23 protein-coding genes and 1 CRISPR repeat array are annotated in these 22134 nt (G+C 38.3%); of the genes, 22 read left to right on the top strand and 1 reads right to left on the bottom strand.

Going from position 1 to position 22134, the window contains the following annotated elements:
• Window positions 1–324 precede the first annotated feature (324 nt).
• From BCR24_RS05510 to BCR24_RS05495, 4 genes are all read left to right on the top strand, one after another.
• Window positions 325–747: a cupin domain-containing protein gene (locus BCR24_RS05510; RefSeq protein ID WP_069639572.1), complete on the top strand. Its 423-nt coding sequence runs from the start codon at window positions 325–327 to the stop codon at window positions 745–747.
• A 302-nt stretch (window positions 748–1049) separates the two neighbouring features.
• Window positions 1050–1658: a hypothetical protein gene (locus BCR24_RS05505; protein ID WP_069639571.1), complete on the top strand. Its 609-nt coding sequence runs from the start codon at window positions 1050–1052 to the stop codon at window positions 1656–1658.
• Window positions 1655–1981 carry a hypothetical protein gene (locus BCR24_RS05500; protein ID WP_069639570.1) on the top strand — a complete coding sequence of 109 codons (327 nt, stop codon included), beginning with the start codon at window positions 1655–1657 and terminating at the stop codon, window positions 1979–1981. Before BCR24_RS05505 ends, BCR24_RS05500 begins: the two co-directional genes overlap by 4 nt.
• A gap of 187 nt (window positions 1982–2168) precedes the next feature.
• Window positions 2169–2741: a CRISPR direct-repeat array (repeat unit 33 nt; unit sequence GTCTCACTCTGTTTAGAGTGAGTGGATTGAAAT).
• Between the two features lie 247 nt (window positions 2742–2988).
• Complete coding sequence (locus tag BCR24_RS05495) at window positions 2989–3933, top strand: DUF975 family protein (protein WP_069639569.1); 945 nt, start codon at window positions 2989–2991, stop codon at window positions 3931–3933.
• A gap of 70 nt (window positions 3934–4003) precedes the next feature.
• On the opposite strand, the gene BCR24_RS05490 is transcribed toward BCR24_RS05495, so the two are convergent.
• Window positions 4004–4702: a TIGR00266 family protein gene (locus tag BCR24_RS05490; RefSeq protein ID WP_069639568.1), complete on the bottom strand. Its 699-nt coding sequence runs from the start codon at window positions 4700–4702 to the stop codon at window positions 4004–4006.
• Between the two features lie 270 nt (window positions 4703–4972).
• Here BCR24_RS05490 and BCR24_RS05485 point away from each other — a divergent pair, with 270 nt between their 5' ends.
• The 18 genes from BCR24_RS05485 (at window position 4973) to BCR24_RS05400 (ending at window position 22126) form a co-directional block, all read left to right on the top strand.
• The gene (locus tag BCR24_RS05485; protein WP_275579447.1) at window positions 4973–5512 is read left to right on the top strand and encodes a molybdenum cofactor guanylyltransferase; all 540 of its coding nucleotides are present in this window, start codon (window positions 4973–4975) and stop codon (window positions 5510–5512) included.
• 17 nt (window positions 5513–5529) lie between these two features.
• Window positions 5530–6339, top strand: a complete 810-nt coding sequence (locus BCR24_RS05480; protein WP_069639566.1) for a formate/nitrite transporter family protein — start codon at window positions 5530–5532, stop codon at window positions 6337–6339.
• On the top strand, window positions 6326–6919 hold the full coding sequence (locus BCR24_RS05475) for a hypothetical protein (protein WP_239574231.1): 594 nt from the start codon (window positions 6326–6328) through the stop codon (window positions 6917–6919). Before BCR24_RS05480 ends, BCR24_RS05475 begins: the two co-directional genes overlap by 14 nt.
• Window positions 6907–7395: an NADH-quinone oxidoreductase subunit NuoE family protein gene (locus BCR24_RS05470; RefSeq protein ID WP_069639564.1), complete on the top strand. Its 489-nt coding sequence runs from the start codon at window positions 6907–6909 to the stop codon at window positions 7393–7395. Before BCR24_RS05475 ends, BCR24_RS05470 begins: the two co-directional genes overlap by 13 nt.
• Window positions 7396–7406: 11 nt before the next feature.
• Window positions 7407–8705 (top strand): complex I 51 kDa subunit family protein, encoded by a 1299-nt coding sequence (locus BCR24_RS05465; RefSeq protein ID WP_069639563.1) that lies wholly within the window; start codon window positions 7407–7409, stop codon window positions 8703–8705.
• A 1-nt stretch (window position 8706) separates the two neighbouring features.
• Complete coding sequence (gene fdhF / locus BCR24_RS05460; RefSeq protein WP_069639562.1) at window positions 8707–11424, top strand: formate dehydrogenase subunit alpha; 2718 nt, start codon at window positions 8707–8709, stop codon at window positions 11422–11424.
• A 15-nt stretch (window positions 11425–11439) separates the two neighbouring features.
• Window positions 11440–12642 (top strand): molybdopterin molybdotransferase MoeA, encoded by a 1203-nt coding sequence (locus BCR24_RS05455; RefSeq protein WP_069639561.1) that lies wholly within the window; start codon window positions 11440–11442, stop codon window positions 12640–12642.
• 187 nt (window positions 12643–12829) lie between these two features.
• Complete coding sequence (gene moaC / locus BCR24_RS05450) at window positions 12830–13330, top strand: cyclic pyranopterin monophosphate synthase MoaC (protein ID WP_069639560.1); 501 nt, start codon at window positions 12830–12832, stop codon at window positions 13328–13330.
• A 25-nt stretch (window positions 13331–13355) separates the two neighbouring features.
• Window positions 13356–14321, top strand: coding sequence for a GTP 3',8-cyclase MoaA (gene moaA, locus BCR24_RS05445; protein ID WP_069639559.1), 966 nt, complete (start codon window positions 13356–13358; stop codon window positions 14319–14321).
• A 5-nt stretch (window positions 14322–14326) separates the two neighbouring features.
• Complete coding sequence (locus BCR24_RS05440; RefSeq protein WP_069639558.1) at window positions 14327–14761, top strand: MOSC domain-containing protein; 435 nt, start codon at window positions 14327–14329, stop codon at window positions 14759–14761.
• Window positions 14754–15227 carry a MogA/MoaB family molybdenum cofactor biosynthesis protein gene (locus BCR24_RS05435; RefSeq protein ID WP_069639557.1) on the top strand — a complete coding sequence of 158 codons (474 nt, stop codon included), beginning with the start codon at window positions 14754–14756 and terminating at the stop codon, window positions 15225–15227. Before BCR24_RS05440 ends, BCR24_RS05435 begins: the two co-directional genes overlap by 8 nt.
• 15 nt (window positions 15228–15242) lie before the next feature.
• Window positions 15243–16217: a molybdopterin-binding protein gene (locus BCR24_RS05430; protein WP_069639556.1), complete on the top strand. Its 975-nt coding sequence runs from the start codon at window positions 15243–15245 to the stop codon at window positions 16215–16217.
• A gap of 25 nt (window positions 16218–16242) precedes the next feature.
• On the top strand, window positions 16243–17061 hold the full coding sequence (modA, locus tag BCR24_RS05425) for a molybdate ABC transporter substrate-binding protein (protein ID WP_069639555.1): 819 nt from the start codon (window positions 16243–16245) through the stop codon (window positions 17059–17061).
• A 9-nt stretch (window positions 17062–17070) separates the two neighbouring features.
• The gene (modB, locus tag BCR24_RS05420) at window positions 17071–17742 is read left to right on the top strand and encodes a molybdate ABC transporter permease subunit (protein ID WP_069639554.1); all 672 of its coding nucleotides are present in this window, start codon (window positions 17071–17073) and stop codon (window positions 17740–17742) included.
• Window positions 17739–18740, top strand: a complete 1002-nt coding sequence (locus BCR24_RS05415; RefSeq protein WP_069639553.1) for a sulfate/molybdate ABC transporter ATP-binding protein — start codon at window positions 17739–17741, stop codon at window positions 18738–18740. The genes modB and BCR24_RS05415 overlap by 4 nt, the downstream gene beginning before the upstream one ends.
• A gap of 224 nt (window positions 18741–18964) precedes the next feature.
• The gene (locus BCR24_RS05410; RefSeq protein ID WP_069639552.1) at window positions 18965–19867 is read left to right on the top strand and encodes an ABC transporter ATP-binding protein; all 903 of its coding nucleotides are present in this window, start codon (window positions 18965–18967) and stop codon (window positions 19865–19867) included.
• The gene (locus BCR24_RS05405; RefSeq protein WP_069639551.1) at window positions 19857–21005 is read left to right on the top strand and encodes an ABC transporter permease subunit; all 1149 of its coding nucleotides are present in this window, start codon (window positions 19857–19859) and stop codon (window positions 21003–21005) included. The genes BCR24_RS05410 and BCR24_RS05405 overlap by 11 nt, the downstream gene beginning before the upstream one ends.
• Complete coding sequence (locus BCR24_RS05400; protein ID WP_069639550.1) at window positions 21002–22126, top strand: ABC transporter permease; 1125 nt, start codon at window positions 21002–21004, stop codon at window positions 22124–22126. Before BCR24_RS05405 ends, BCR24_RS05400 begins: the two co-directional genes overlap by 4 nt.
• The last annotated feature ends 8 nt before the right edge of the window (window positions 22127–22134 follow it).

The raw sequence follows: 22134 nt of genomic DNA, 5'->3' as shown, positions 1-22134 counted from the left end.
TTTGCATAAGCGTGTGAAGCAAAGCTAAATCTTGGTTTTGTTTTATACGTTTTTTTGAGAGGAAGTAAGCGAATTAGTCTGTGTGTTCTTTTGTAGACGAATCTATAAGGTGTATATTTCTTGTTCCATAAGAATATGGTAAGCTTAGATAACTATCTATAAGAGGGGAAATTAAAATAAGAGAAAAAGTCTGCCCTTCTATTTTTTTAAATAGTAATGAAACCTTTTATTTATTTTATGAAAGCGGGAATGTTAAAGAAATCTATTCGTCTGAAGATGAAAACGAAAGTATTTGGGATTCAAGCAATAAGGAGTAGATATCTAATGAGAAAAACAGAGAAAAAGAATCCAATAATAATTGATCAGACAAATGCGGTATCAGTAACAAAGGAAAATGGAACAGACGTGAGCTATTTTTTATTTGATACTTTTGAAGTTCATACAAATGTCATCCCAGCTGGCTGTGTCCAAGATTGGCATGTTCACAACAAAATCGAAGAAATTATTGTGGTAAATGAAGGGACGCTATTTTTGGAATGGATCGAGTCGGCTATCATAAATAAGACAGTGACAACTGGTGAGATGATTCGGATGAATAATAGCATTCACCGCATTTCAAATACTAGTGATACCGTTGCGAAGTGTACCATTTTTAGATTTGTGTCACCATCAGAAGATCAATCAGAGATTATCAAGACGGACAAGAAAATTTATTCTGAAGAAGAGATAGCAAGTTTAGTACAATAATAAATGATTCATTAGCAGAGGTTGGGACAGGAGTGTTTATTTCTGAAGCCTTCAAATCTTAGTGCTTTAGCACTTAGAATTTGATGTGATCGAAGCAAAGCGTAGTGATTGCTTCTGCTCCCACCGTTTATACGGATTCCTTCAGTCTGGTACATAACTCGTAGAGTTATGTACCAGACTTTTTTTATGCAAAAAAACAGATAGAAAACTAAAAGTATGTAATTATATTCTAAAAGTGTTTAATCTATGCTATTATTAGAGATGTTTAGTAAAAAATAAAGGATAGGAAGGAGCGCCGAAAAATGGAAATGACCGATATGTTTGGTAAACTCAATTTTCATCCAAATGCAAAAAATAAAATAAATCCAACGCAGATTTCAATTGAGAAAAATGTCATTGCGTTAGACGATCGGACGCTTCAGATCAGTAATGTTTCTCAACTATTTGTAGCCGAGCCAAATTTAACAATACCTTGGTTAGCAGCGGTATTATTTATTCTTTCTTCAGGAGGCTTCATGCTGTTTCGCTTTTGGAGTATGGTTGGAATGATTCTTACAGGTTTTTATATTTATTTGGTGATTATGGAAAATTTGAATAAGGGCTATTATATTTATGTGAATCTTAATTCTGGTTTTACCTACTTGATTCATTGTGAAAATAAATCTTTTGCGGAAAAGGTACGGGAAGTGATTGAAGATTGTATCAATGATGACCATCGTAAAGGAAAAGTAGTGATCAATATGAAGCAGGAAAATATCCAAATTGATCGAAACGTGTGGAATGTGGATCAAAGTATTCATGATAGTACTGTTATAGCGGGTGATCAAAATGAAGTGAACAATGGCGTTAACGACCAAAGCAAGAATCACTATACGCCTGAAACAGATAAAAATAATGAGGTGAAAAAATGAATATAAAAGGCAATGATTTTGGTGGAATCAATCATTCGACTGTTGTGATCGGGAACAATAATAAAGTTACTAATGGGAAAAATCAAGAGATTGATTGGGCGCAATTTTCTACAGAAATTAGAACAATGTTGACACAGCTTCCCCAAAATAGTGAAGAATTTCAGGCTAGTTTGAAATTACTGATAGAATCTGAATCAAAAGATCAAGGGAAAGTTGCTACTTTTTTAAAGAAACATGCACCGCAATTTACTTCGGATGTGTTTAGCAATTTAGCAAGCGCAGTTCTTTCCGATACGATCAAGAAATTAATGTTTAATATGTAGTGAATAAAGTTAAGTGCTAAAAAAATGTGGGTGCGAACCCTAAGTGTACATGAAATAGCTGGGGGATCCGCACTGATTTTTACTGAGAAATGACTTGTTTTCAGTGTTTTTCTCATCGTAATCTCATCTTATAAGTTACTTTAGTTGGAAATAGAGTATTTTTTTAGAAAATCACTCTATTTTCACGGTCTCACTCTGTTTAGAGTGAGTGGATTGAAATTTACTTGCGCGTCACTTTACGTTAAGACAATCTTAGTCTCACTCTGTTTAGAGTGAGTGGATTGAAATTCTAAATTTAATAGTCCTACTGAAATACAAGTTTGTCTCACTCTGTTTAGAGTGAGTGGATTGAAATTTTTGTTTCTGTAGGTGCCGCTGCCGCTGCAGGGTCTCACTCTGTTTAGAGTGAGTGGATTGAAATGTCTCTATGTCTTCAAGCATGCACGTATCGATAAGTCTCACTCTGTTTAGAGTGAGTGGATTGAAATCTAAAGTGATGGGTGCTTTAGGCTTTAGCGCGAAAGTCTCACTCTGTTTAGAGTGAGTGGATTGAAATATTATGATGCTCTATTAGGGGATGGTTGTTTCGATAGTCTCACTCTGTTTAGAGTGAGTGGATTGAAATCTAGTCAAAAAGAAACTTTAGTAAATCAACTGGCGTCTCACTCTGTTTAGAGTGAGTGGATTGAAATAGGAAATGGTACAACGTATGAATTTAATTGAAGAAGTCTCACTCTGTTTAGAGTGAGTGGATTGAAATCAGCTGGCAGATCATTAATTTCATTTGTTTCTTTCGGTCTCACTCTAACAAAAATACACTAAATCCTTAAAACCATCTAATTAAACAGATGGTTTTTCTATTTACGCTCATTATTTCTCAAAAATTTCCGTAAATAGCAAAGGAATTGAGTGGTCGCAACAACATTTTAAGAGGTATAATGAAAAAAGCGATAAAATAGATAGAAACGGCTATAGAAGATTCTAGAAGCGTTAAAAGGAGAGAACATATGATAAGAAATGAACTAAAAAAGAAAGCTCAAACCCATCTACATGGACATTACGGAAACTGGAGTTTGATTGCTATTTTACCTTGTGCAGTATTATTTATCTATTTCTTTTCTATAATTTTCCTGTTTCAATCGTCAGCGCACGTTAGTGATCCGTCAAATGATTATCACTCTTGGCAAGATGAGTATACTGAAAAATCGAACCGCACTTATTCTAACTATGAAAAAGGCTATGATGATGGCTATTCAGACGGCTATGATGACGGATATGATGAAGCTTTTTATCAAGATGATTATTATGAGGAAGACAATTTTACTGAGAAAAATTTACATTCATTAACAAGTCCTGCGTCAGTTTCACGGAAAAATGGTACGCACACCGTGACGTATACTCAGACTACAACGGTAGCAAATGGCTTTTTTGCTTTTCTTGCTTTTTTAATTGGGACAATTTTGTGTCTTGGTACAATAATGTATCGTGGAATGGTGCAATGGGCAGCAGTCGATAATGTGGAAAACCGCAGTTTTAATCTTAAAACAGTTTTTCTAGCATTTATTAGAGAGAATGGTAAACGGACAGTGATAGCCAATCTTTTAGTGACACTCTATACATTTTTATGGTCATTATTATTTGTTATTCCTGGAGTGATCAAGCAATTATCTTATAGTATGACAAATTATCTATTGAAAAAAGATTCTGAACTCTCACCAAAAGAAGCGATGGCGTTAAGCCAAGCGCTCATGCAAGGTTACAAGTTAGAATATCTGGTTTTTTCTTACTCATTTGTATTGTGGCAGTTTGCAACTTTCTTTAGTTTTGGTTTAGCCGGAATCTATGTTATTCCATATTATGGTGTGTCAGAAATACTATTTTTTGAGCAGATTATTGCAGAAAAGCATCATTTATTTTCGCAAGAGAGAGAAGCTGGATTTGCTGATTTTTAGAAATGATATTCGTTTTGAAACAAAAAATAAGTGTGAAACCCTCGTTTGAGCGTTTCACACTTATTTATTTTTATGAGCCGCTGCTAACGAAAGGGCTGATCAAGCCAGCTAAGCCTTCAATATTTCTTGTTTGGATCATGATTGTCCCAGTGCCGTGAAATTCATTGACTACACCTTCACCAGTTGTAAAACCAAAGAGACCAGAGGCAATTTTAATGTTGTAATCCAGTGATTCTGACCAAGCAACGACATGCTGATTATCTACAACAAACGGTTTTGTTCCATCCAAATGAAGTTCAACGATATCACCGTAGCTGTTGATCAATAAAGTACCTGAACCAGCCGTTTCCATTACGAACAAACCACCTGTGCCACCAAAGATCGCGCCACTAAGTTTTTGACGTTTCATATTATAAGAAACAGATGCATCACAAGCTAGAAATGCACCAGTATTTAAACGCCAATGCTCTGATCCTACTTGGAGTTCTTTGATTGTGCCAGGAGTTGCTGGTGCTAAAGCAACTTTCGCTGTATCGGTCAAGCCAGAAGCCTTCGTGATAAAAAAACTTTCGCCACTGGACATTGAACGACCTAACGCGCGAATAGCGCCACCTATACCAGCTTTGCCATTGCTATTCATTTTGCCTTCAAGATTGATCTCACCATTGTGATAAACCATGGCACCACTTTCTAATTGGATACTTTCACCTGTTTTTAAAGCCACTTCGACTAACGGGAAAACAGTATTTTCTGTCATGTTATAGTCCATTAAACAAACCTCCTTCTGTATTTCATATACTAGTATACCGTATTTGCAGCAGAGTTACTTCTTAATTTGTTTGATTTTTCTAAAAATAAGACCAAATAGCATTAGTTGCTGGGATGAAATTGTAAAATAATAATTGACTTGTCGCAAGGATGTTTTATAATGGAATAAAAGTTATTGCTAAAAAATATTTTTTAGTCATCATATTTTTTTAGTTTTATCTTTTTAGGAGGTGGGACCATCGAACAAACTATAAATTGTACGGCTGTTGTTTTGTGTGGTGGGAAAAGTTCACGAATGGGGTTTGATAAGGCATTGTTGCAGCTTGATGGAGAATTTATGCTACTAAAAACAATAAAGCAGCTCAAAAAGATTTTCTCACATACCATGTTTGTGACAGATAGACGAGCTAAATTTCCACCAATTTTTTCCCAAGTTTATATGTTAGAAGACCAATATCCAGAAAAAGGACCTTTGGGTGGCCTAGTGACAGCGCTAGAAAATATAGAAACGGATCATTTATTTCTATTAGCATGTGATATTCCGAACTTACACAGCGAGTTGATTTGGAAAATGGCTAAAGATATTCAAGCGTATGATATCGTTATTTGTAAGCAAGATCATCGTTTTGAGCCACTCTATGCTTTTTATCATCGTTCTTGTCAGCCGATTTTTCAACAGCAACTTAAGACAAATGATTGGCGCATTAGAAAAGAATTCAGACAGTTTTCAGTGAAAGTGATGACCTTAGAATCGTCTTTTGAGTTAAAAAATGTTAATACACCAAAAGAATTAATCTTATGGAATCAGTGAGAAGAAAGGAGTTTGAGATGGATTTTGAGAGTAGTCAAGAGGTCGTTGGCAATTTAGGCGATAAAGCGTTAGCAAAAAGTAAGTTACCATTTTTTAGATTAAGCATTTTAGGAATCATGGCAGGTTGTTTTATTGCATTAGGTTATTTAGCTTTTATCAGAATATCGGGAACTGTGCCAAAAAGTTGGGGAGGATTTTCAACTTTTTTAGGCGGCTGTTTATTTCCAATCGGATTGGTAGCGCTTACTTTTGTTGGTGGTGAATTAGCTACAGGAAATATGATGGTTATGACATTGGGGCTTTTACAAAGAAAAATCAGTGGTAAAAGTCTACTTTATAATTGGCTGATTGTTTTGGTCACAAACTGTATCGGTGGCATGCTCGTCGCTTATTTCTTTGGCCATATCGTGGGCTTGACAGAAGGAGCATTTTTAGAAAAGACACTTTCAGTTGCTCAAGCAAAAATGGCAGATCCGCCATTCGTCGCGTTTATCTCTGGGATTGGTTGTAATATTTTTGTCTGTTTAGCTGTGTATTTAGGAGCAATGGGCAAGACGTATCTTGGAAAAATGTTTGGGCTTTGGTTTCCTGTAATGGTTTTTGTTGTTTGCGGTTTCCAGCACGTAGTGGCAAATGCATTTATTATACCAGCTGCAATTTTTTCAACGGTTAGTGGTATTCAATGGTCTGATTATCTAAGCAATACGTTGTTTGTGTTCTTGGGAAATGCAGTTGGTGGTAGTTTATTTTTAGCAGTTCCATTGATGTTTGTAACGACGGAAAAGAAAGAAGTCCATGAGACAGAGGGTGTCTATGAAAAGTATTGAGGTTCTCGATTTGATTCAAATCGGCTCAACTGGACGTAACAGTGGCAAAACGACGCTCGCTAAAAAGTTGATTGCTGAAAATTATCAGCGTTTTTCTATTTATGGATTGAAAATCATCACAATTAGTGGTCGTCGTGGTCAGTGTCAACGAGGAGAAGTAGGGTGTGGAATTTGTACAAGTATTGAGGAAGGTTATGAGTTGATCGAAGAAACAAATAGGATTGGAACAAAGGATACGATGCAGTTATTAAAAGCCGGATGTAAAAAAGTCTACTTATTAAAAGTATTTCATGATCATCTGTTAGAAGGATTTCTCACGTTTTTGCAGGTTGTTCCAAGAGATACAGTGATTGTTTGTGAGTCGAATTCTCTTCGTGAGGTCGTCAAACCAGGTATCTTTGTGATGATGGCAAATCAAAAAAGTATTAAGAAAACAGCAGCGAATGTGATTCAATATGCCGATCTAATTTTAAATACGCCTGAATTACCTGAAACAATTAGGCTTATAAAGGATCAAGAGGGTGTACATTTTTCTAAGAATAGCGTGGAAGATAGGAGAGAAAAAGTATGGGTTCATTGAGTTTGGCAGAAAAAGAAGCAATTATTTTAGCGCATGATGCAGATCCACAGCGCATATTGAATATGCTGATCGCTATTCAATATGCGTCAGAAGAAGGCTATATCGATGAAGAAACAGCAAAATTAGTAGCGGAACGACTTCATTTATCGCAAGCGCGTGTGTATGAAATTTTAAGTTTTTACGCTATTTTGAAAACGGAACCACAAGCAAGATATGTACTGAAAATTTGTAATAGCACGCCCTGTCTTTTTACAGGAAGTGCAATGCTAGCAGAAGTGCTAGAAACAATTTTGGAAGTGCCAGCAGACCAAGTGACACCGGACGGTTTGTTTATGTATCACAGTATTCCTTGTATTGGGGCTTGCGACCAAGGTCCTGTCATCAAAATCAAGGACACTGTTTTTGGCGATTTGACAGAGGCAAAGGTGTATCAATTGATCGATGATCTTCGAAACGGATGTTATCAGGAGCTATAGGAGGGAAAAAAATGATCCAACGAAATCAACCGGTTTTACTAGAACGTACGATGAAAATGAAGCAAGCCACAAATGTGGAGGAATACCAGCAATATCAGGGGTTTGCAGGCTTGTTGAAGGCTATCGAGATGGATAAAGAAACAATTTTAGCTGAGTTGGATCTTGCGCATTTACGTGGACGTGGTGGAGCAGCTTTTCCATTAGGGAAGAAATGGCGCCATTTATACGGTGCCAAAGGAGATACGAAGTATATTGTTTGTAATGCAGACGAAGGTGAACCTGGAACGTTTAAAGACAAGGCTTTATTAGAGCATGATCCTTTGAGTGTGATCGAAGGAATGATCATTGCAGGATTTCTTTTTTCCGCTAAAGCTGGTTATATTTATATGCGCGGTGAATATCTGCGGATTCAAAAAATTTTTCAAGAAGCGTTGGATAATGCTGAAAAAGTAGGATTCTTAGGAGAAAATATTTTAGGAATTGAAGGCTTTAATTACAAAATTACAATTATTTCTGGGGCTGGAGCATACGTTTGTGGTGAAAATTCGGCACTGTTAAATTCAATTGAAGGTAAAACAGGCAGACCTAGAGTGAAACCACCTCACTTAGCAGATGTGGGGTTGTATTTGAAGCCAACTTTAGTAAACAATGTAGAATCTTTTGCTGGTATTCCAGTTATTTTACGAGAAGGCGGTCAAGCTTATCGTGATTTAGGAACGGAAGATGGCGGAGGGACGAAACTGATTTGTTTGTCTGGTCATATCAAAAATCGTGGATTATATGAAGTAAATCTCGGGACACCTCTAAAAGACATTTTGTATTCCGAGGAATATGGTGGTGGCTCGTCTACGGGTCGCCCGTTGAAATTTATTCATTTCGGCGGTCAATCAGGACCGATTGGTGCGGTGCACAACCTTGAGGAGTGTATTTATTCCTATGAAGGATTGTGGGATCATGATCTAGCCATTGGCTCAGGTGCTATCGTTGTGATGGATGATCAAGTAAATGTCGTTGACTATTTAGTGAATGTAGCGGCGTTTTTTGCTCATGAATCGTGTGGAAAATGTACCCCATGTCGCTTAGGGACAACACGGATATTAGAATTGTTAGAAAAATTCAATACTCGATCAGCAGTTCCAGAAGATCTGGAACGTCTTGAAAAAATGCTGATGCATGTCACGAATCTTTCGGCTTGTGGGCTAGGTCAATCTGTGGCGAATCCTATGAAAAGCGGCCTTCGTTATTTTCCAGAAGAATTTGAAGCAGGCATTCAAACCGCAGTTACATCAGTAAAAGGAGGGCTTTGGTAAGATGGAAACAACATTAAAAACAGCGACTGTCACATTGTCGATTGATGATCATCAAGTAACAGTTCCAAAAGGGACAACGGTTTTAGCCGCTGCTGAAAAGCTGGGCATTGAAATACCAACGCTTTGCCATTTAAAAGAATTAGCTCCTGATGGCTCATGCCGAATGTGTACAGTCGAAATACAAGGCGGTCGCAAAGGTGGTTTGACGACTGCTTGTACAGCGCATTGCCAAGATGGAATGGTGGTTCATACAGCATCGCCTAGAGTGAATGACTCTCGTCGGTTTGTATTGGATCTTCTATTAAGCAATCATAAGTTAGATTGTTTTTCATGTGGCAAAAATGGAGAGTGCAAACTACAAGATTATTGTCTCGATTATGGAATTGATGAGACTACCTTTACAGAAGGGAAACGCATGCCGTGTCATCAAGAAGATACAAGCAATCCATTCTTTGACTATGATCCAGAAAAATGTATTATGTGCCGACGTTGTTCGAAAGTGTGTCAATTAAGACAAGGACGAGATGTGATTAGTATTGCTAAGCGTGGTTTTGATACAAAAATGACCCCTAGCTATGGCGCAGCATTCGATCAGTCATTATGTGAATCGTGTGGAAACTGTGTTTCTGCTTGTCCAACGGGTGCGTTAGTCAGCAAAGACCACAAAAAGTATCGTGCATGGGAAACAAAAAAAATCCCGACGACCTGTCCGCATTGTGGCACTGGTTGTCAGATGAATTTAGTGGTGAAGGACAATAAATTAGTTGGAGTAGAGCCAATCAATGGAGCAGCAAATAAAAACCTTCTTTGTGTAAAAGGAAAATTCGCCTCTTATAAATTTGTTGGTTCAGGCGATCGACTCACAGAACCATTAATTAAACGCAATGGCATTTTCGAACCAGCGACTTGGGATGAGGCCCTGAGCTTAGTTGCAGACAAATTCAGTCAATTAAAAGCCGAGCACGGGGCAGATTCCTTAGCGGGATTTTCTTGTTCTCGTTCGATCAATGAAGACAATTATGTGTTTCAAAAAATGATGAGAGCAGCTTTTGGAACAAACAACGTAGATAACTGTGCCCGCGTTTGTCATTCAGCCTCTGTACATGGTTTAGCACATACACTAGGATCAGGTGCAATGACTAATCCAATTGCAGATATCACGACAGATGTTGATGTGATTTTACTAGTAGGTTCAAATCCAGAGGAAGCCCATCCTGTAATCGGCTCTCAAATTCGTCAAGCGATGCAACATGGAACAAAAGTGATCGTCGTTGATCCACGGAAAATCGACTTAGTGAAAAATAGTGAACTTCATCTACAGATCCAAGCGGGAACAAATGTGGCTTTCGCGAATGGGATGATGCACGTGATCTTAAAAGAAGGCTTAGCTGACCAAACCTTTATTGAAGAAAAAACAGAAGGGTTTGAAGCATTAGAGCGCTTGGTCGCAGAGTATACTCCAGAAAAAGTGGCGGAAATCTGTCACATTGAAGCAGAAGATTTGATCAAAGCTGCTAAACTATATGCAACGGCAGAAAAAGCACCAATCATTTATTGTTTAGGAGTGACCGAGCATTCTACAGGAACAGAGGGCGTGATGAGTATGTCCAATCTCGCTATGTTAGTTGGGAAAATCGGCAAGCCTGGCTGTGGCGTTAATCCATTACGTGGCCAAAATAATGTACAAGGTGCTTGTGATATGGGCTGCATGCCGTATGATTTTCCTGGTTATCAAAAAGTTGCGAATCCAGAAGTGATGGAAAAATTTGAAAAGGCTTGGGGAGTATCATTAAATAGAAAAACAGGTTTGACTTCAACCCAGGTACTACCTGCGGCAACTGAAGGGAAAATCAAAGGCTTGTATATATTTGGAGAAGATCCGATCGTCACAGACCCAGATACGAATCATGTACGCAAAGCGCTGGAAAATCTAGAGTTCTTTGTGGTACAAGAGCTATTCATGACGGAAACTGCCGCTTATGCAGATGTCGTGTTGCCAGGAATCAGTTATGCAGAAAAAGATGGCACCTTTACTAACACTGAAAGACGGGTGCAACGTGTCCGAAAAGCAGTGGAACCAAAAGGGCAAGCAAGAGAAGATTTCGCCATTTTTTGTGACGTGATGACTCGTCTAGGTTATCCGTGCCATTATGATTCAGCCCAAGAAATTATGGAAGAAATTGCTTCTGTCACACCAACATTTGGTGGGATTACTTATGAGCGGTTGGAAAAAGAAGGACTGCAATGGCCTTGTCGCACATTGGAAGATGCTGGTACACCGATCATGCATGTAGGTGAATTCACTCGGGGCAAAGGATTATTTATGGCAATTCCATACAAGAAAGCTAGAGAACTACCAGATGAACGCTATCCGTATCTAATGTCGACGGGTCGAATGTTGTATCATTACAATACTCGAGCTATGACTGGACGGACCGAAGGAATCAATCAAATTGCGGATCGATCGTATATTGAAATCAATGCAGTAGATGCCAAACTTTTGGGGATCGAAGAAGGGGACAAAGTCAGAGTTAGTTCTAGACGTGGGACGATCGATACGTATGCAGCTGTTGGGAATCGAGTCTTTCCACAAGAAGTGTTCATGACGTTTCATTTTCCAGATGCCAATGTAAATGAGCTGACGAATGCTGCCTTTGATGATATCGCGATTATTCCTGAATACAAGGTTTGTGCAGTGTCTATTACACCAATCAAGTAAAAAGGAGCGCTTGTAATGATTGAAGTCGAAGAAGCGCAACATAAAATCAAACAGGTTTTAGCGCAGCAAAAGAAAGTAGAAACAGTCCCGCTTATAGAAGCCTGTGGACGAGTGTGTGGCGAAGATATTTTAGCAAAAGTAGCCGTTCCTCATTTTCCTAGAGCGGGAATGGATGGCTATGCAGTGGTTGCAAAAGAAACACAAGGTGCAAGTCGTGATCGACCAATTTGTTTAAAGGTAGTCGGCTCGATTTTTGCTGGGGATGCGCTTGACAATCTAGAGCAAGCACAAGGAACAGCTGTTAAGATCATGACAGGCGCGCCTATCCCAAAGCCATATGATGCTGTGATCAAGCAAGAACGCACAGATTATGGCGAGAGTACTGTGCTGATTTATCAAGAAGTCAAAGTAGGAAGTAACTATGGATGCATCGGGGAGGATGTTTCTGCTGATCAAAAAGTGCTATCAAAATACCAATTACTGAATAGTCGGGCAATTGGTATTTTGGCTGCACAAGGAATTGAAGAGGTCACTGTTTTAGCCCCGATGACAGTTGGAATACTTGCTACTGGTAGTGAATTGATTTCTTTAAAAACACCTTTAACTTCAGGAAAAATTTATGACAGCAATCTCTATACTCTGGCTTCCTTCATTCAAGCCAGTGGCAGCAAAATTATTTTCATGGAACATTGTGCAGATGAGATTGACAGTATTTCAAGTGTTATTAGAGAAAAAATACAAGAAGTCGATATACTGATCACCACAGGAGGAGTTTCTGTAGGAGAAAAAGACTATGTGCCTCAAGTGATCCAACAGCTAAAAGGCAAGTCGCTGTTTCATTTTGTGAAAATGAAGCCAGGCACGCCGATGATGGCCAGTCTGTACCAGCAAACAGTAATGTTACACTTATCTGGAAATCCATTTGCTGCGGTGGTCAATCTCCATTTATTTTATTGGTCAGCGCTGGCGCACTTTATGAATTGTCCAGAATTAAATTTAAAAAGAAGGAGCGCTCAATTAACGGAAGAATTAAAATTATCGAAGATTCGGCGTTTTGTTCGTGCTTATGAAGAAGAGGGTAGTGTTTCTTTGAAGACAAAACTACACTACTCTTCCGTATTTCATAGTACATTAGAAACAAACTGCTTCATTGATCAGCCTGCTAAACGGGCATTGAATAAAGGGGATCATGTCACCGTGTATTACTGGGAATTCTAATCATTAACAGAAGATTGAGGTAGAAAATGAAGCGTACTTTTCTATCTTGATCTTTGTTTGTTAAATATGCTAAAAAAAATTATTTGTATCAGATTGTTTTTTTTTAGTTGTAGTGCTAAACTTAAAACAAAGAGAATTAGTTTCAGATAGAACAAGAAGATGAAAGCGTTTTAAGAGAGGTGTTTGAATGGAGAGAGAGCTACAATTTACCCATATCGATGAACAAGGAAAGGCTCGGATGGTCGATGTTTCTGATAAGAAAGCAAGTGAAAGAACAGCGCTCGCATATGGTGAGATCTATATGAAAAAAGCAGTCGGCATCGGTATCAAAAATCAAACAATTAAAAAAGGCGAAGTCCTGCAAGTGGCAAGAATAGCTGGGATCATGGCAGCGAAAAAAACGTTCGAGTTGATTCCTCTGTGCCATGTACTAGCATTGACCAAGTGTGAAATCGACTTCAGCTGGAACTCAGATCAGCTTTTGACAGCTCAGTGTCTAACCAAAACAATTGGACCAACTGGGGTAGAGATGGAAGCGTTAACTGGTGTGAATGTTGCGCTATTGACGATCTATGATATGTGTAAAGCAATGGATCGTGAAATGAGAATCACGAATGTTTGTCTGTTAGAAAAATCTGGTGGGAAAAGTGGTGACTTTATCTCAACAAACCAAGTAAGCGACGAATGAAAGAGTAGGAAGGACGCGACTTCAAATGAAAGATTCATTTAATCGTGAAATTGATTATATTCGACTATCAGTAACGGATCGTTGTGATCTTCGCTGTACATACTGCATGCCGGCAACAGGGATGTGTTTTTTGAAAAAAGAAGAAGTATTGAGCCTGGAAGAGATCTTATTTTTAGTTGAAAACTTAGCAGCACAAGGGATTAAAAAAGTAAAAATAACAGGTGGCGAACCTTTAACGAGGAAAGATACCATCCCTTTGATCAAAGCAATCAAAGCCATTCAAGGAATCGAAAAGGTCACTCTAACAACGAACGGGATTCAATTAGATAAATATGCCAGTGCGTTAAAAACAGCGGGACTAGATGGAATCAACATAAGTATTGATACACTTGATCCAGATGAATTTCGTAAAATCACGAGAGTTGGGGAGTTAGAAAGAGTATTGAATGGATTACGTAAAGCGGTTGCAGTGGAGTTGCCTAATATCAAGGTCAACACTGTAGCAAGAGGCGAACTAACGGCAAAAGAAATCTGTACGATTGCCAAATTTGCAAAAGAAAGCCCCATTCACGTTCGTTTTATTGAGCTGATGCCAATTGGTTTAGGGAAAGGTTGTCCTGGGAAAACACAAGAAGAACTTATTTCAGTGTTACAAGACAATTATGGTGTACTGACTCCATTTGAACAGCGCTTAGGGAATGGACCAGCCAGCTACTTTTCTATCCCGCATTTTAAAGGGAAAATAGGCTTTATCAGTGCGCTTGGTCACTGTTTTTGCGCGGAATGCGACCGCATTCGTTTTACGGCTGATGGGAGCTTAAAAACGTGTCTACACATGGAAGATGGTTGTAATGTCAAAGAAGCACTACGGACAGAAAATAAAGAATTATTATTAGAACAAGTCTTTACGGCAATTCAACAAAAACCTGAGAAACATCATTTTTTAGAGAATCAGGGAGATTCTCGACTAATGTCTCAAATTGGAGGATAAATATTATGACAATAGGTGAAATTATTGGGATCAATATCAGTGAACGACGAGGAACACAAAAAAAGGAAATTCCAGAAGTTGATTTAGTGAAAGGGTTTGGTTTAGAAAATGATGCCCATGGTGGCAATTGGCATCGCCAAGTTAGTCTTTTGTCGTTTGAGAAAATCACAGAATTTAATGAACGAGGAGCTCGAGTTGGCAATGGTGCATTTGGTGAAAATATTATTGTTTCGGGAATCGATTTACGGGTACTGCCTGTAGGGAGCCAACTTCGTATTGGTCAAGCAGAATTAGTCGTGACTCAAATTGGGAAAGAATGTCATAAACATTGTCAGATTTATGCTCGAGTTGGTGACTGTATTATGCCAAGAGAAGGAATTTTTGCGGTTGTAGTAACAGCAGGACACATCAAAAAAGGAGACAAACTTGAAGTTGTATAAAGCTGGCATCATTACCTTAAGCGATACAGGTTTTCAGGGACTTCGTACAGATGAATCAGGCCCTATCATAAGGCACCTGATACAAGAGCAATTTGACGTAATCAAACAAGTGATACTACCAGATGAAGCAGATCAATTAAGCCCACTTCTAATCGAATGGTGTTCAACCTGTGACTTGATACTAACAACAGGCGGCACAGGTTTAGGTGTTCGTGATATCACACCGGAAGCGACATTACGGATTGCAGAAAAAGAGATTCCGGGTATTAGTGAAGGAATGCGCATGTTAAGTATTCAAAAAACGCCATTCGCCATGTTAAGCCGAGGTGTTGCAGTTCAACGTGGAAAGACTCTGATCATCAATTTACCGGGAAGTCCTAAAGGCGTGACAGAAAACTTAACCTATTTACGACCGATTTTACTTCATGCCTTAGATATTTTGACCGATCGAAAAACAGCGCATTGAGCGGAGGAAAGCAGAATGAAAGTGGTAAAAACAGTGGATGCACAAGGACTGATTTTATGTCAGGATATTACCAAAATCGTCAAAGGAAGCTTTAAAGGAGCCCTCTTTTCAAGAGGACATCAAGTGAAAGCAGAAGATATCCCTGTGTTACTTTCACTAGGTAAAGAGCACTTATTTTTAAAATCAGAAGAGTCCGATTTGATCCATGAAAATGAGGCTGCCGACTTTTTATATCATTTAATCGCTGGAGACTTTATGCGGCCGACGTCTATTTCAGAAGGAAAGATCGAGGTTGTAGCGGAAGTAGATGGATTGTTAAAAGTCAACCAAGACTTATTATTTAAGCTGAATTCAATTGGAAAAATTGCCGTTGCAACATTGAAAAGTAACCAAAGGATCAAAGCTGGGCAAAAGTTGGCTGGTACACGGATCATTCCTTTGGAAATCGAACCAGAAACCTTACTTCAAGCAGAAGAGTTACTTGGCGGAGCAGCCCTTTTATCGCTGATTCCCTTTAAGTCTGTAGTGGCAGGAATTGTTACGACAGGGAGTGAAGTTTTCAACGGATTGATTGCCGATTCCTTTACCCCAGTTGTGAAAGGAAAACTAGCGCAGTATCCGCCATGTACCATTGACTTTCATAAAATCGTCAATGATGATCCAAACATGATTACAGCAGCCATCGAAGAAATGCTGCTGGCAGGTGCAGATCTTGTTTTTTGTACAGGTGGAATGAGTGTTGATCCAGATGACCGTACGCCTTTAGCCATCAAGCAAACTGGTGCAAAAATTATTTCTCATGGGACGCCTGTTTTACCAGGTTCGATGTTATTGTTAGCTTATTTGAACGGAAAAACGATTGTAGGACTGCCAGGTGGAGTCATGTTTTCTGAGCGGACAGTATTCGATTTATTGTTACCAAGAATTATTGCGCAAGACAACATAACAAAAAGTGAAATCAATGCTTTAGGGTATGGCGGCTATTTATAAAAATAAAGTGGAAGAAGGAATAAGAATGAAACAACATCACAAGGTAAAAGTCATTCGGCTGTTGCTAGTAGCCTTTCTATTTCTAACCGCTTGTACAGCTAATGATAAAAAGACAGCAACTTCATCCAGTTCAAGCAGTCAAAGGGAGGAACAACATTTATTGATTGCAGCGGCAGCAAGTTTAGAGTCAGTGATGGAAAAACAAATCATTCCAGCTTTTGAAAAAGAACATCCTGAGACAACGGTCGAAGGCAATTATGACAGTTCAGGAAAATTACAAGCACAAATTGAAAAAGGTTTGGAAGCGGATATTTTCTTTTCGGCTGCTACAAAACAAATGGATGCTCTGGTTTCGCAAAAGTTGATCGATAAAAAGAGCGTGGTACCCTTACTGCAAAATCAATTAGTGATGATCGTTCCAAGTGCCTCTGAGGTTGATTGGCGGGACTTTAGTGACTTGAAAAAAGCGGAAATGATTGCAGTTGGTGATCCAGCCAGTGTCCCAGCAGGTCAATATGCTGAAAAAGGGCTAAAAGCCTTAGGCTATTGGGATTATGTCAAGAATCATGCTAGTTTTGGCACCAATGTAACCGAAGTACTAAATTGGGTGGCGGAAGGAAGTGCGCAAGCTGGTTTAGTTTATGCGACAGATGCCGCTTCGAGCGATAAAGTAAAAGTTGTGGCAGTTTTACCAGAAGATACGTTGAATGAACCCATTATCTATCCAGTTGCTCTAGTTGAAAAGTCGCAAGAAAAAGCTGCAGCTGAGGAATTTTTGACATTCTTAGAAAGCAAAGAAGTTGCAAAATATTTTGAAGATACTGGATTTATTATGAATAAGTAGGTGAGTGTAATGGAGTTGAGTCCGATCATTATTTCGTTTCAGACAGCGATGCTGTCGATAGTCTTGACTTTCTTTAGTGGGACGCTGATTGCTTATTTTGTTTTTCGATTAAAAAATCATGGGCTTAAAATTCTGTTCAACAGTCTATTTACCTTGCCGCTGGTGTTGCCACCAACGGTTTTTGGTTTCTTCTTACTGGATATTTTTGGGGTGCAACAGCCGATTGGCAAATTCTTATTAGATTTTTTTGCTGTCAAAGTGGTCTTTTCTTGGACTGCTACGGTGATTGCAGCAGTCGCGGTGTCGTTTCCATTGATGTATCGTTCAGCAATCGCTGCTTTTGAGCAAATTGAACCAGATTTGTTCGCTGCAGCTCAAACGTTAGGATTCTCAGAGAAAAAAATCTTCTTTAAAATTGCGCTGCCTCTAGCGCTCAATGGACTTTTGGCTGGTGGGGTATTGGCTTTTGCTAGAGGATTAGGAGAATTTGGTGCAACGACCATGTTAGCAGGAAATATCGCTGGCAAAACCCGAACGCTGCCATTAGCGATTTATTCGGCAGTGGCGGCTGGTGATTGGTCCTTAGCTCAAAATTACGTGACAGTTATTGTGGTTATCTGTTTGCTCATGTTATTTTTGACAGAGCTTTTCAGTAGAAATGCCCGGAGGAGACAACTATGAAACTTTTCGTCGACATTCAAAAAAAGTTGCGGGATCATCCGTTACAAGTCGCCTTTGAAATAGAAGCTACAACATTAGGCATTTTAGGTGCATCAGGTTGTGGGAAGAGTATGCTGCTTAAATGTATTGCTGGAATCGAAACTCCAGATTCAGGACGGATTCAATTGGGGGAGCGTGTGTTGTTTGATCAGGAAAAAGGAATCAATTTGCCACCGCAAAAGCGTAAAGTCGGCTTGTTGTTTCAGCAATATGCCTTGTTTCCTCATTTAACGGTGTATAAAAATTTAAGTTGTGTGACAAGTGATCAAGGATTGATCTTAAAGTTATTGCACATGTTTCATTTAGAAAATGTAAGAAACAGCTATCCTAGGCAACTATCTGGTGGACAAAAACAGCGCGTGGCTTGTGCGCGGATGTTAGCTTTTGAGCCGGAATTGTTACTGTTGGATGAACCATTTTCGGCTCTAGATACAGCTTTAAAAGAAGAACTGCAACTGGAATTACACGATCATTTAGCTGATTTCAAAGGCAATGTGCTGATTGTGAGTCATAGCTTGGATGAACTGTATCGATTGTGTCCGACTTTAGCGATCTTAACTGAATCAGACTTAATAAAAGGCAACACAAGTGATTTATTTAAGCAACCGCAAACTGTTGAAGCTGCACGCTTGACTGGGTGCAAAAATATTTTTTCCGTTAAGCCACTAGATGCCCATTCCGTTCAGGTTGATGGCTGGAAAATACCGTTGTCAGTTGCAACTGAGGTCCCGAAAGATTGTCGTTATATTGGAATCCGATCACATGATTTAGTGTTAGATGATACGGCAATTAATCAGTTAGATGTAGAGTATATCAGCAGCCAGCAAACACCATTTGAGCAAAATGCTTGGTTCAACTGCCAAGAAACCAATCTTTGGTGGAAAGGCAGCAAGCAGATCGAAGCGGCCAGAATTAAACGATTCAGCCTTTCACCAGAAGCAATCATGGTATTAAAATAAGCGAGTGATCTGTTATTTAAAGTCTAATTTGTCACGCATCCAAATAGTCGCAGTTATGGCGGATATTTTGGGTGCTTATTTAAATTGAACAAATCTGACCTTCTTATTTTATTCACATATTGTTCATCGAAAATGCAAGGCTCTATCTACTGCTTAATGATAGAATAGTAAGTGTACGATTGCAGAGAGAAAGCAATTAAGAAAAATTAGGAGAAAAATGAAAAATGGGGAAAATTTTAGAAATTAAAGGAGTAACGAAATACTTTTGTGAACAGCAAGTTTTAGATGAACTTGATTTTTCGTTGGATGAGCCCAAAGTTTTGGCCTTAGTAGCACCGAATGGTACTGGAAAAACAACGTTATTAAATAGTATTGCAAATATCGATCAAATAGATGAAGGAACGATTCGAGTATTCGACCAACCACATACGGACTATCAGTTATTTTATAAAATGTCTTATTTACAAGATTCATCGATTTTATATGGTCATTTGACTGGATGGGATCATTTAGAATTTGTTCGAAAAGAGCAGGGAAAATCAAAAGAAGAACTACAACAGTTGATTTTAGATTTGGACATTGGCACATACATGAAAAAGAAAGTAAAGCATTATTCATTAGGAATGAAGCAGCATCTACTATTAGCAATCGCTTTGATCAATCAACCCGCATTATTGTTGATGGACGAGCCGTTAAATGGACTAGACCCAGATAGTATCATAAAAGTACGAACGATTATTCGTTCATTAGCGAGTAAGGGGGTATCGATGATTATTTCTTCGCATAACCTTGACGAAATTGAAAAAGTAACAGACAACGTAGTCTTCTTGTACGAAGGGAAATTGATCGAAAAAGAAGAGGTAATGATTGATGCGATAGAATATACGATTGTTTTAAAGGAAGTTGAAAAAGCACTGTCCTTTTTATCAAGAATCGATGTTACTTGCACCAAACTTTCTGACTATAAGTTTGTAGGAACATTCTCCAAACAGCAATTTTCTGTTTTTCGATCCTTTTGTAAAGAGCAGGAAATAGAATTATTTGATTGCCAGGTAACCCACGGTCAACTTGAAACAATTTACTTCAATTTATACGAAAAAAATAGCGAGGCTCAATATGATATTTGAATGGAAAAAATGGAGTAAGAATCCTAAAAATATCTTATTGGTGAGTTTAGCACTGCTCTCAGTTTTTGTTTCTTTAGCAAATCTTTATGATAAGAATCAAGAAGCAGATCAGGCTGTTTTTGAGCATCTCAAAGCAATCAATGATGAGATCGACCCTCCTCAAGGATATTCTGGTCCGTCAGAGAACTATAAATTATTATTGCTCCTAGATGAACATGGGGAGCTACCTTCTAGCAAAGAACGAGCACTACAAAAAATCTTGATCGATATTGTTTATCTATTAGAAGATGAACATACCGCTCAGTTAGAAAAAAAGTGGACTAAAAAAACGACGATCCAAACGAACCGCCTCAAATTACAGCAAAAATACCTAGATTTAGGCGGGGAGCCCTGGCGTAGTGAAACAAACATTGCAGAGCAACTTGCTCGTAATCAATGGCTCCTTGAGCGGAAAATCCCTGTAGTAGAGTTAGAAATAGGACAACAAGGTTTTTATTTTGTTTACTATTTACTAAATCATTGGATGAATTTTCTGATCGTCATCATGATTGGTTTATTGTTTTTTGATTTTCTGACTAGTGAATATGAACGGAAAAACTATTTATTTATGGCCGTTCAACCAGTGAGTCAAAAACGATTTTTTAAACGTAAATATATTGTTGCGCTCACTATTTTTATTGGTGGTCTGATCACTTTATTAGTGTTAGGCTTCGTCGTAGCAAGTATTTTCCATGGAACAGGCTCATTGATTTATCCTGTCTCCATTTATCAGGGAACAACAGTCAAACTGATTCCATTATGGCTCTTTTTACTTAAAACCATCAGTTTACAATTACTCTTTATTTCATTTACACTTAGCTTTTTATTATTGTTGTCTAAATGGCTAAAAAATGCTCTAGAGGTATTAGGCATATTTCTAGTCATTATGTTTGTTCCAATACTTATAGAAAAACTGCTGCCCAAGATTCAGGCAATCAATGCGTATCTTCCTTTTTTCTATATGGATCTGTCACCTAAAATAGCTGGAGGCAGTGGTAACGTTTCAAGCTCTTTTCTTACGCAACTGGCTATTTTAATCAGCTGGAATCTAATTTTAGCTCTAGTTTGGCGACTGAATTGGAGGGAGAAGAAGCGATGAATCTACTATTATTTGAGCTAAAGAAAATAGGTCATACACGTAAGACGTATTTATTTCTAGTGCTTGGTCTTCTTATGGCGGTGATGCTCTTTCTATTGAATGGCTATCTGGGACAAAAAGAAAATAGTTTGATCAATTCTTTAGAAAGTAGTAAAAAAGCAGTTATGGGTCAAAGTCAGTATAGTGATGAAATCGATCATTTCTTAAAACAGACAAACCAAGACATAGAAGCACAGGAAGAAGGGTTTCGCACAGCCGCTGATCAGGGAAAATCATTAGTTGGAGAGTTGACATTGCCAACATATCCATTTTATCGGACGATGTTAAATAATGAGCTAGCAAAACAGAAAATCCCTCCACAATCGATGCGTTATGGAACAAAGAATACTGTTTTTACGGCGATTTTATTGACTTACTTAGTAAGTGGCTTTGGGATCATTTTGTTGTTATTCTTGTTTGGGGATAGTCTAACGAAAGAAATCGAAGAACGGAGTTTATATTTTTATTTTTCTCAACCGATTAAGAGAAGTCGTTTATTTTTTATGAAATATAGCCTAGCTTGGGTTCAGTCGATGCTCATGATTGGAGGGCTATCACTTTTTGGGTTTATAATAGCGAGTCTATTTTCGGGTAAAAGCTCATTTTTTTACCCAGTGATTGTTTTTACAAAAACGTCGATGAAATTCATCCCGATTAGTCAATATATTGGACAGTTGTTGTTTGTATTTGCTTTTGTCTTGGCATTTGTTTTGGCGCTTCACTTTTTGGTCAGTATTTTAGTGAAAAAAACGAGTTTTAGTATCATTGTGACCTTATTGATTTTGTTTGAAGGGCACACAATAAGTACTTTAAACAATGCGCTTGCAAGGAAGTACGCACATGTGAATCCATTTACCTACTTGAATGTGAGTAAACTATTTGTCGGTTACGATTTTCATCCCTTTGAATTATTTTCAATTGAAAACCAAGAATATTATGCAAATTGGTGTCTGCCTAGAACGATGCATAATGAACAAATCAATAGTTTGAATGGTGTCATTGTTTTGAGCTTAGGGACAGTCATTTTGCTAACGCTGGGCTATGTTTGTTTTAAGAAAAATGTTCATCGATGGAAAATATAAAAATAGAA

The sequence above is a fragment of the Enterococcus ureilyticus genome, assembly GCF_001730315.1.
In the GTDB taxonomy this organism is placed as follows: domain Bacteria; phylum Bacillota; class Bacilli; order Lactobacillales; family Enterococcaceae; genus Enterococcus_L; species Enterococcus_L ureilyticus.
The sequence above is the reverse complement of the archived record's forward strand: the minus strand, read 5'-3'. Positions and strand labels throughout refer to the sequence as shown.

What these genes read in the sequence shown, in the direction of transcription:
- BCR24_RS05465 (WP_069639563.1), top strand. Translation starts at nt 7,407, where the DNA reads ATGATCCAACGAAATCAACCGGTTTTACTAGAACGTACGATGAAAATG.
- modA (WP_069639555.1), top strand. Translation starts at nt 16,243, where the DNA reads ATGAAACAACATCACAAGGTAAAAGTCATTCGGCTGTTGCTAGTAGCC.
- fdhF (WP_069639562.1), top strand. Translation starts at nt 8,707, where the DNA reads ATGGAAACAACATTAAAAACAGCGACTGTCACATTGTCGATTGATGAT.
- BCR24_RS05510 (WP_069639572.1), top strand. Translation starts at nt 325, where the DNA reads ATGAGAAAAACAGAGAAAAAGAATCCAATAATAATTGATCAGACAAAT.
- BCR24_RS05400 (WP_069639550.1), top strand. Translation starts at nt 21,002, where the DNA reads ATGAATCTACTATTATTTGAGCTAAAGAAAATAGGTCATACACGTAAG.
- BCR24_RS05415 (WP_069639553.1), top strand. Translation starts at nt 17,739, where the DNA reads ATGAAACTTTTCGTCGACATTCAAAAAAAGTTGCGGGATCATCCGTTA.
- BCR24_RS05470 (WP_069639564.1), top strand. Translation starts at nt 6,907, where the DNA reads ATGGGTTCATTGAGTTTGGCAGAAAAAGAAGCAATTATTTTAGCGCAT.
- BCR24_RS05505 (WP_069639571.1), top strand. Translation starts at nt 1,050, where the DNA reads ATGGAAATGACCGATATGTTTGGTAAACTCAATTTTCATCCAAATGCA.
- BCR24_RS05455 (WP_069639561.1), top strand. Translation starts at nt 11,440, where the DNA reads ATGATTGAAGTCGAAGAAGCGCAACATAAAATCAAACAGGTTTTAGCG.
- BCR24_RS05430 (WP_069639556.1), top strand. Translation starts at nt 15,243, where the DNA reads ATGAAAGTGGTAAAAACAGTGGATGCACAAGGACTGATTTTATGTCAG.
- BCR24_RS05440 (WP_069639558.1), top strand. Translation starts at nt 14,327, where the DNA reads ATGACAATAGGTGAAATTATTGGGATCAATATCAGTGAACGACGAGGA.
- BCR24_RS05405 (WP_069639551.1), top strand. Translation starts at nt 19,857, where the DNA reads ATGATATTTGAATGGAAAAAATGGAGTAAGAATCCTAAAAATATCTTA.
- BCR24_RS05410 (WP_069639552.1), top strand. Translation starts at nt 18,965, where the DNA reads ATGGGGAAAATTTTAGAAATTAAAGGAGTAACGAAATACTTTTGTGAA.
- BCR24_RS05480 (WP_069639566.1), top strand. Translation starts at nt 5,530, where the DNA reads ATGGATTTTGAGAGTAGTCAAGAGGTCGTTGGCAATTTAGGCGATAAA.
- BCR24_RS05495 (WP_069639569.1), top strand. Translation starts at nt 2,989, where the DNA reads ATGATAAGAAATGAACTAAAAAAGAAAGCTCAAACCCATCTACATGGA.
- BCR24_RS05500 (WP_069639570.1), top strand. Translation starts at nt 1,655, where the DNA reads ATGAATATAAAAGGCAATGATTTTGGTGGAATCAATCATTCGACTGTT.
- BCR24_RS05490 (WP_069639568.1), bottom strand. Translation starts at nt 4,702, where the DNA reads ATGGACTATAACATGACAGAAAATACTGTTTTCCCGTTAGTCGAAGTG.
- modB (WP_069639554.1), top strand. Translation starts at nt 17,071, where the DNA reads ATGGAGTTGAGTCCGATCATTATTTCGTTTCAGACAGCGATGCTGTCG.
- moaC (WP_069639560.1), top strand. Translation starts at nt 12,830, where the DNA reads ATGGAGAGAGAGCTACAATTTACCCATATCGATGAACAAGGAAAGGCT.
- BCR24_RS05475 (WP_239574231.1), top strand. Translation starts at nt 6,326, where the DNA reads ATGAAAAGTATTGAGGTTCTCGATTTGATTCAAATCGGCTCAACTGGA.
- moaA (WP_069639559.1), top strand. Translation starts at nt 13,356, where the DNA reads ATGAAAGATTCATTTAATCGTGAAATTGATTATATTCGACTATCAGTA.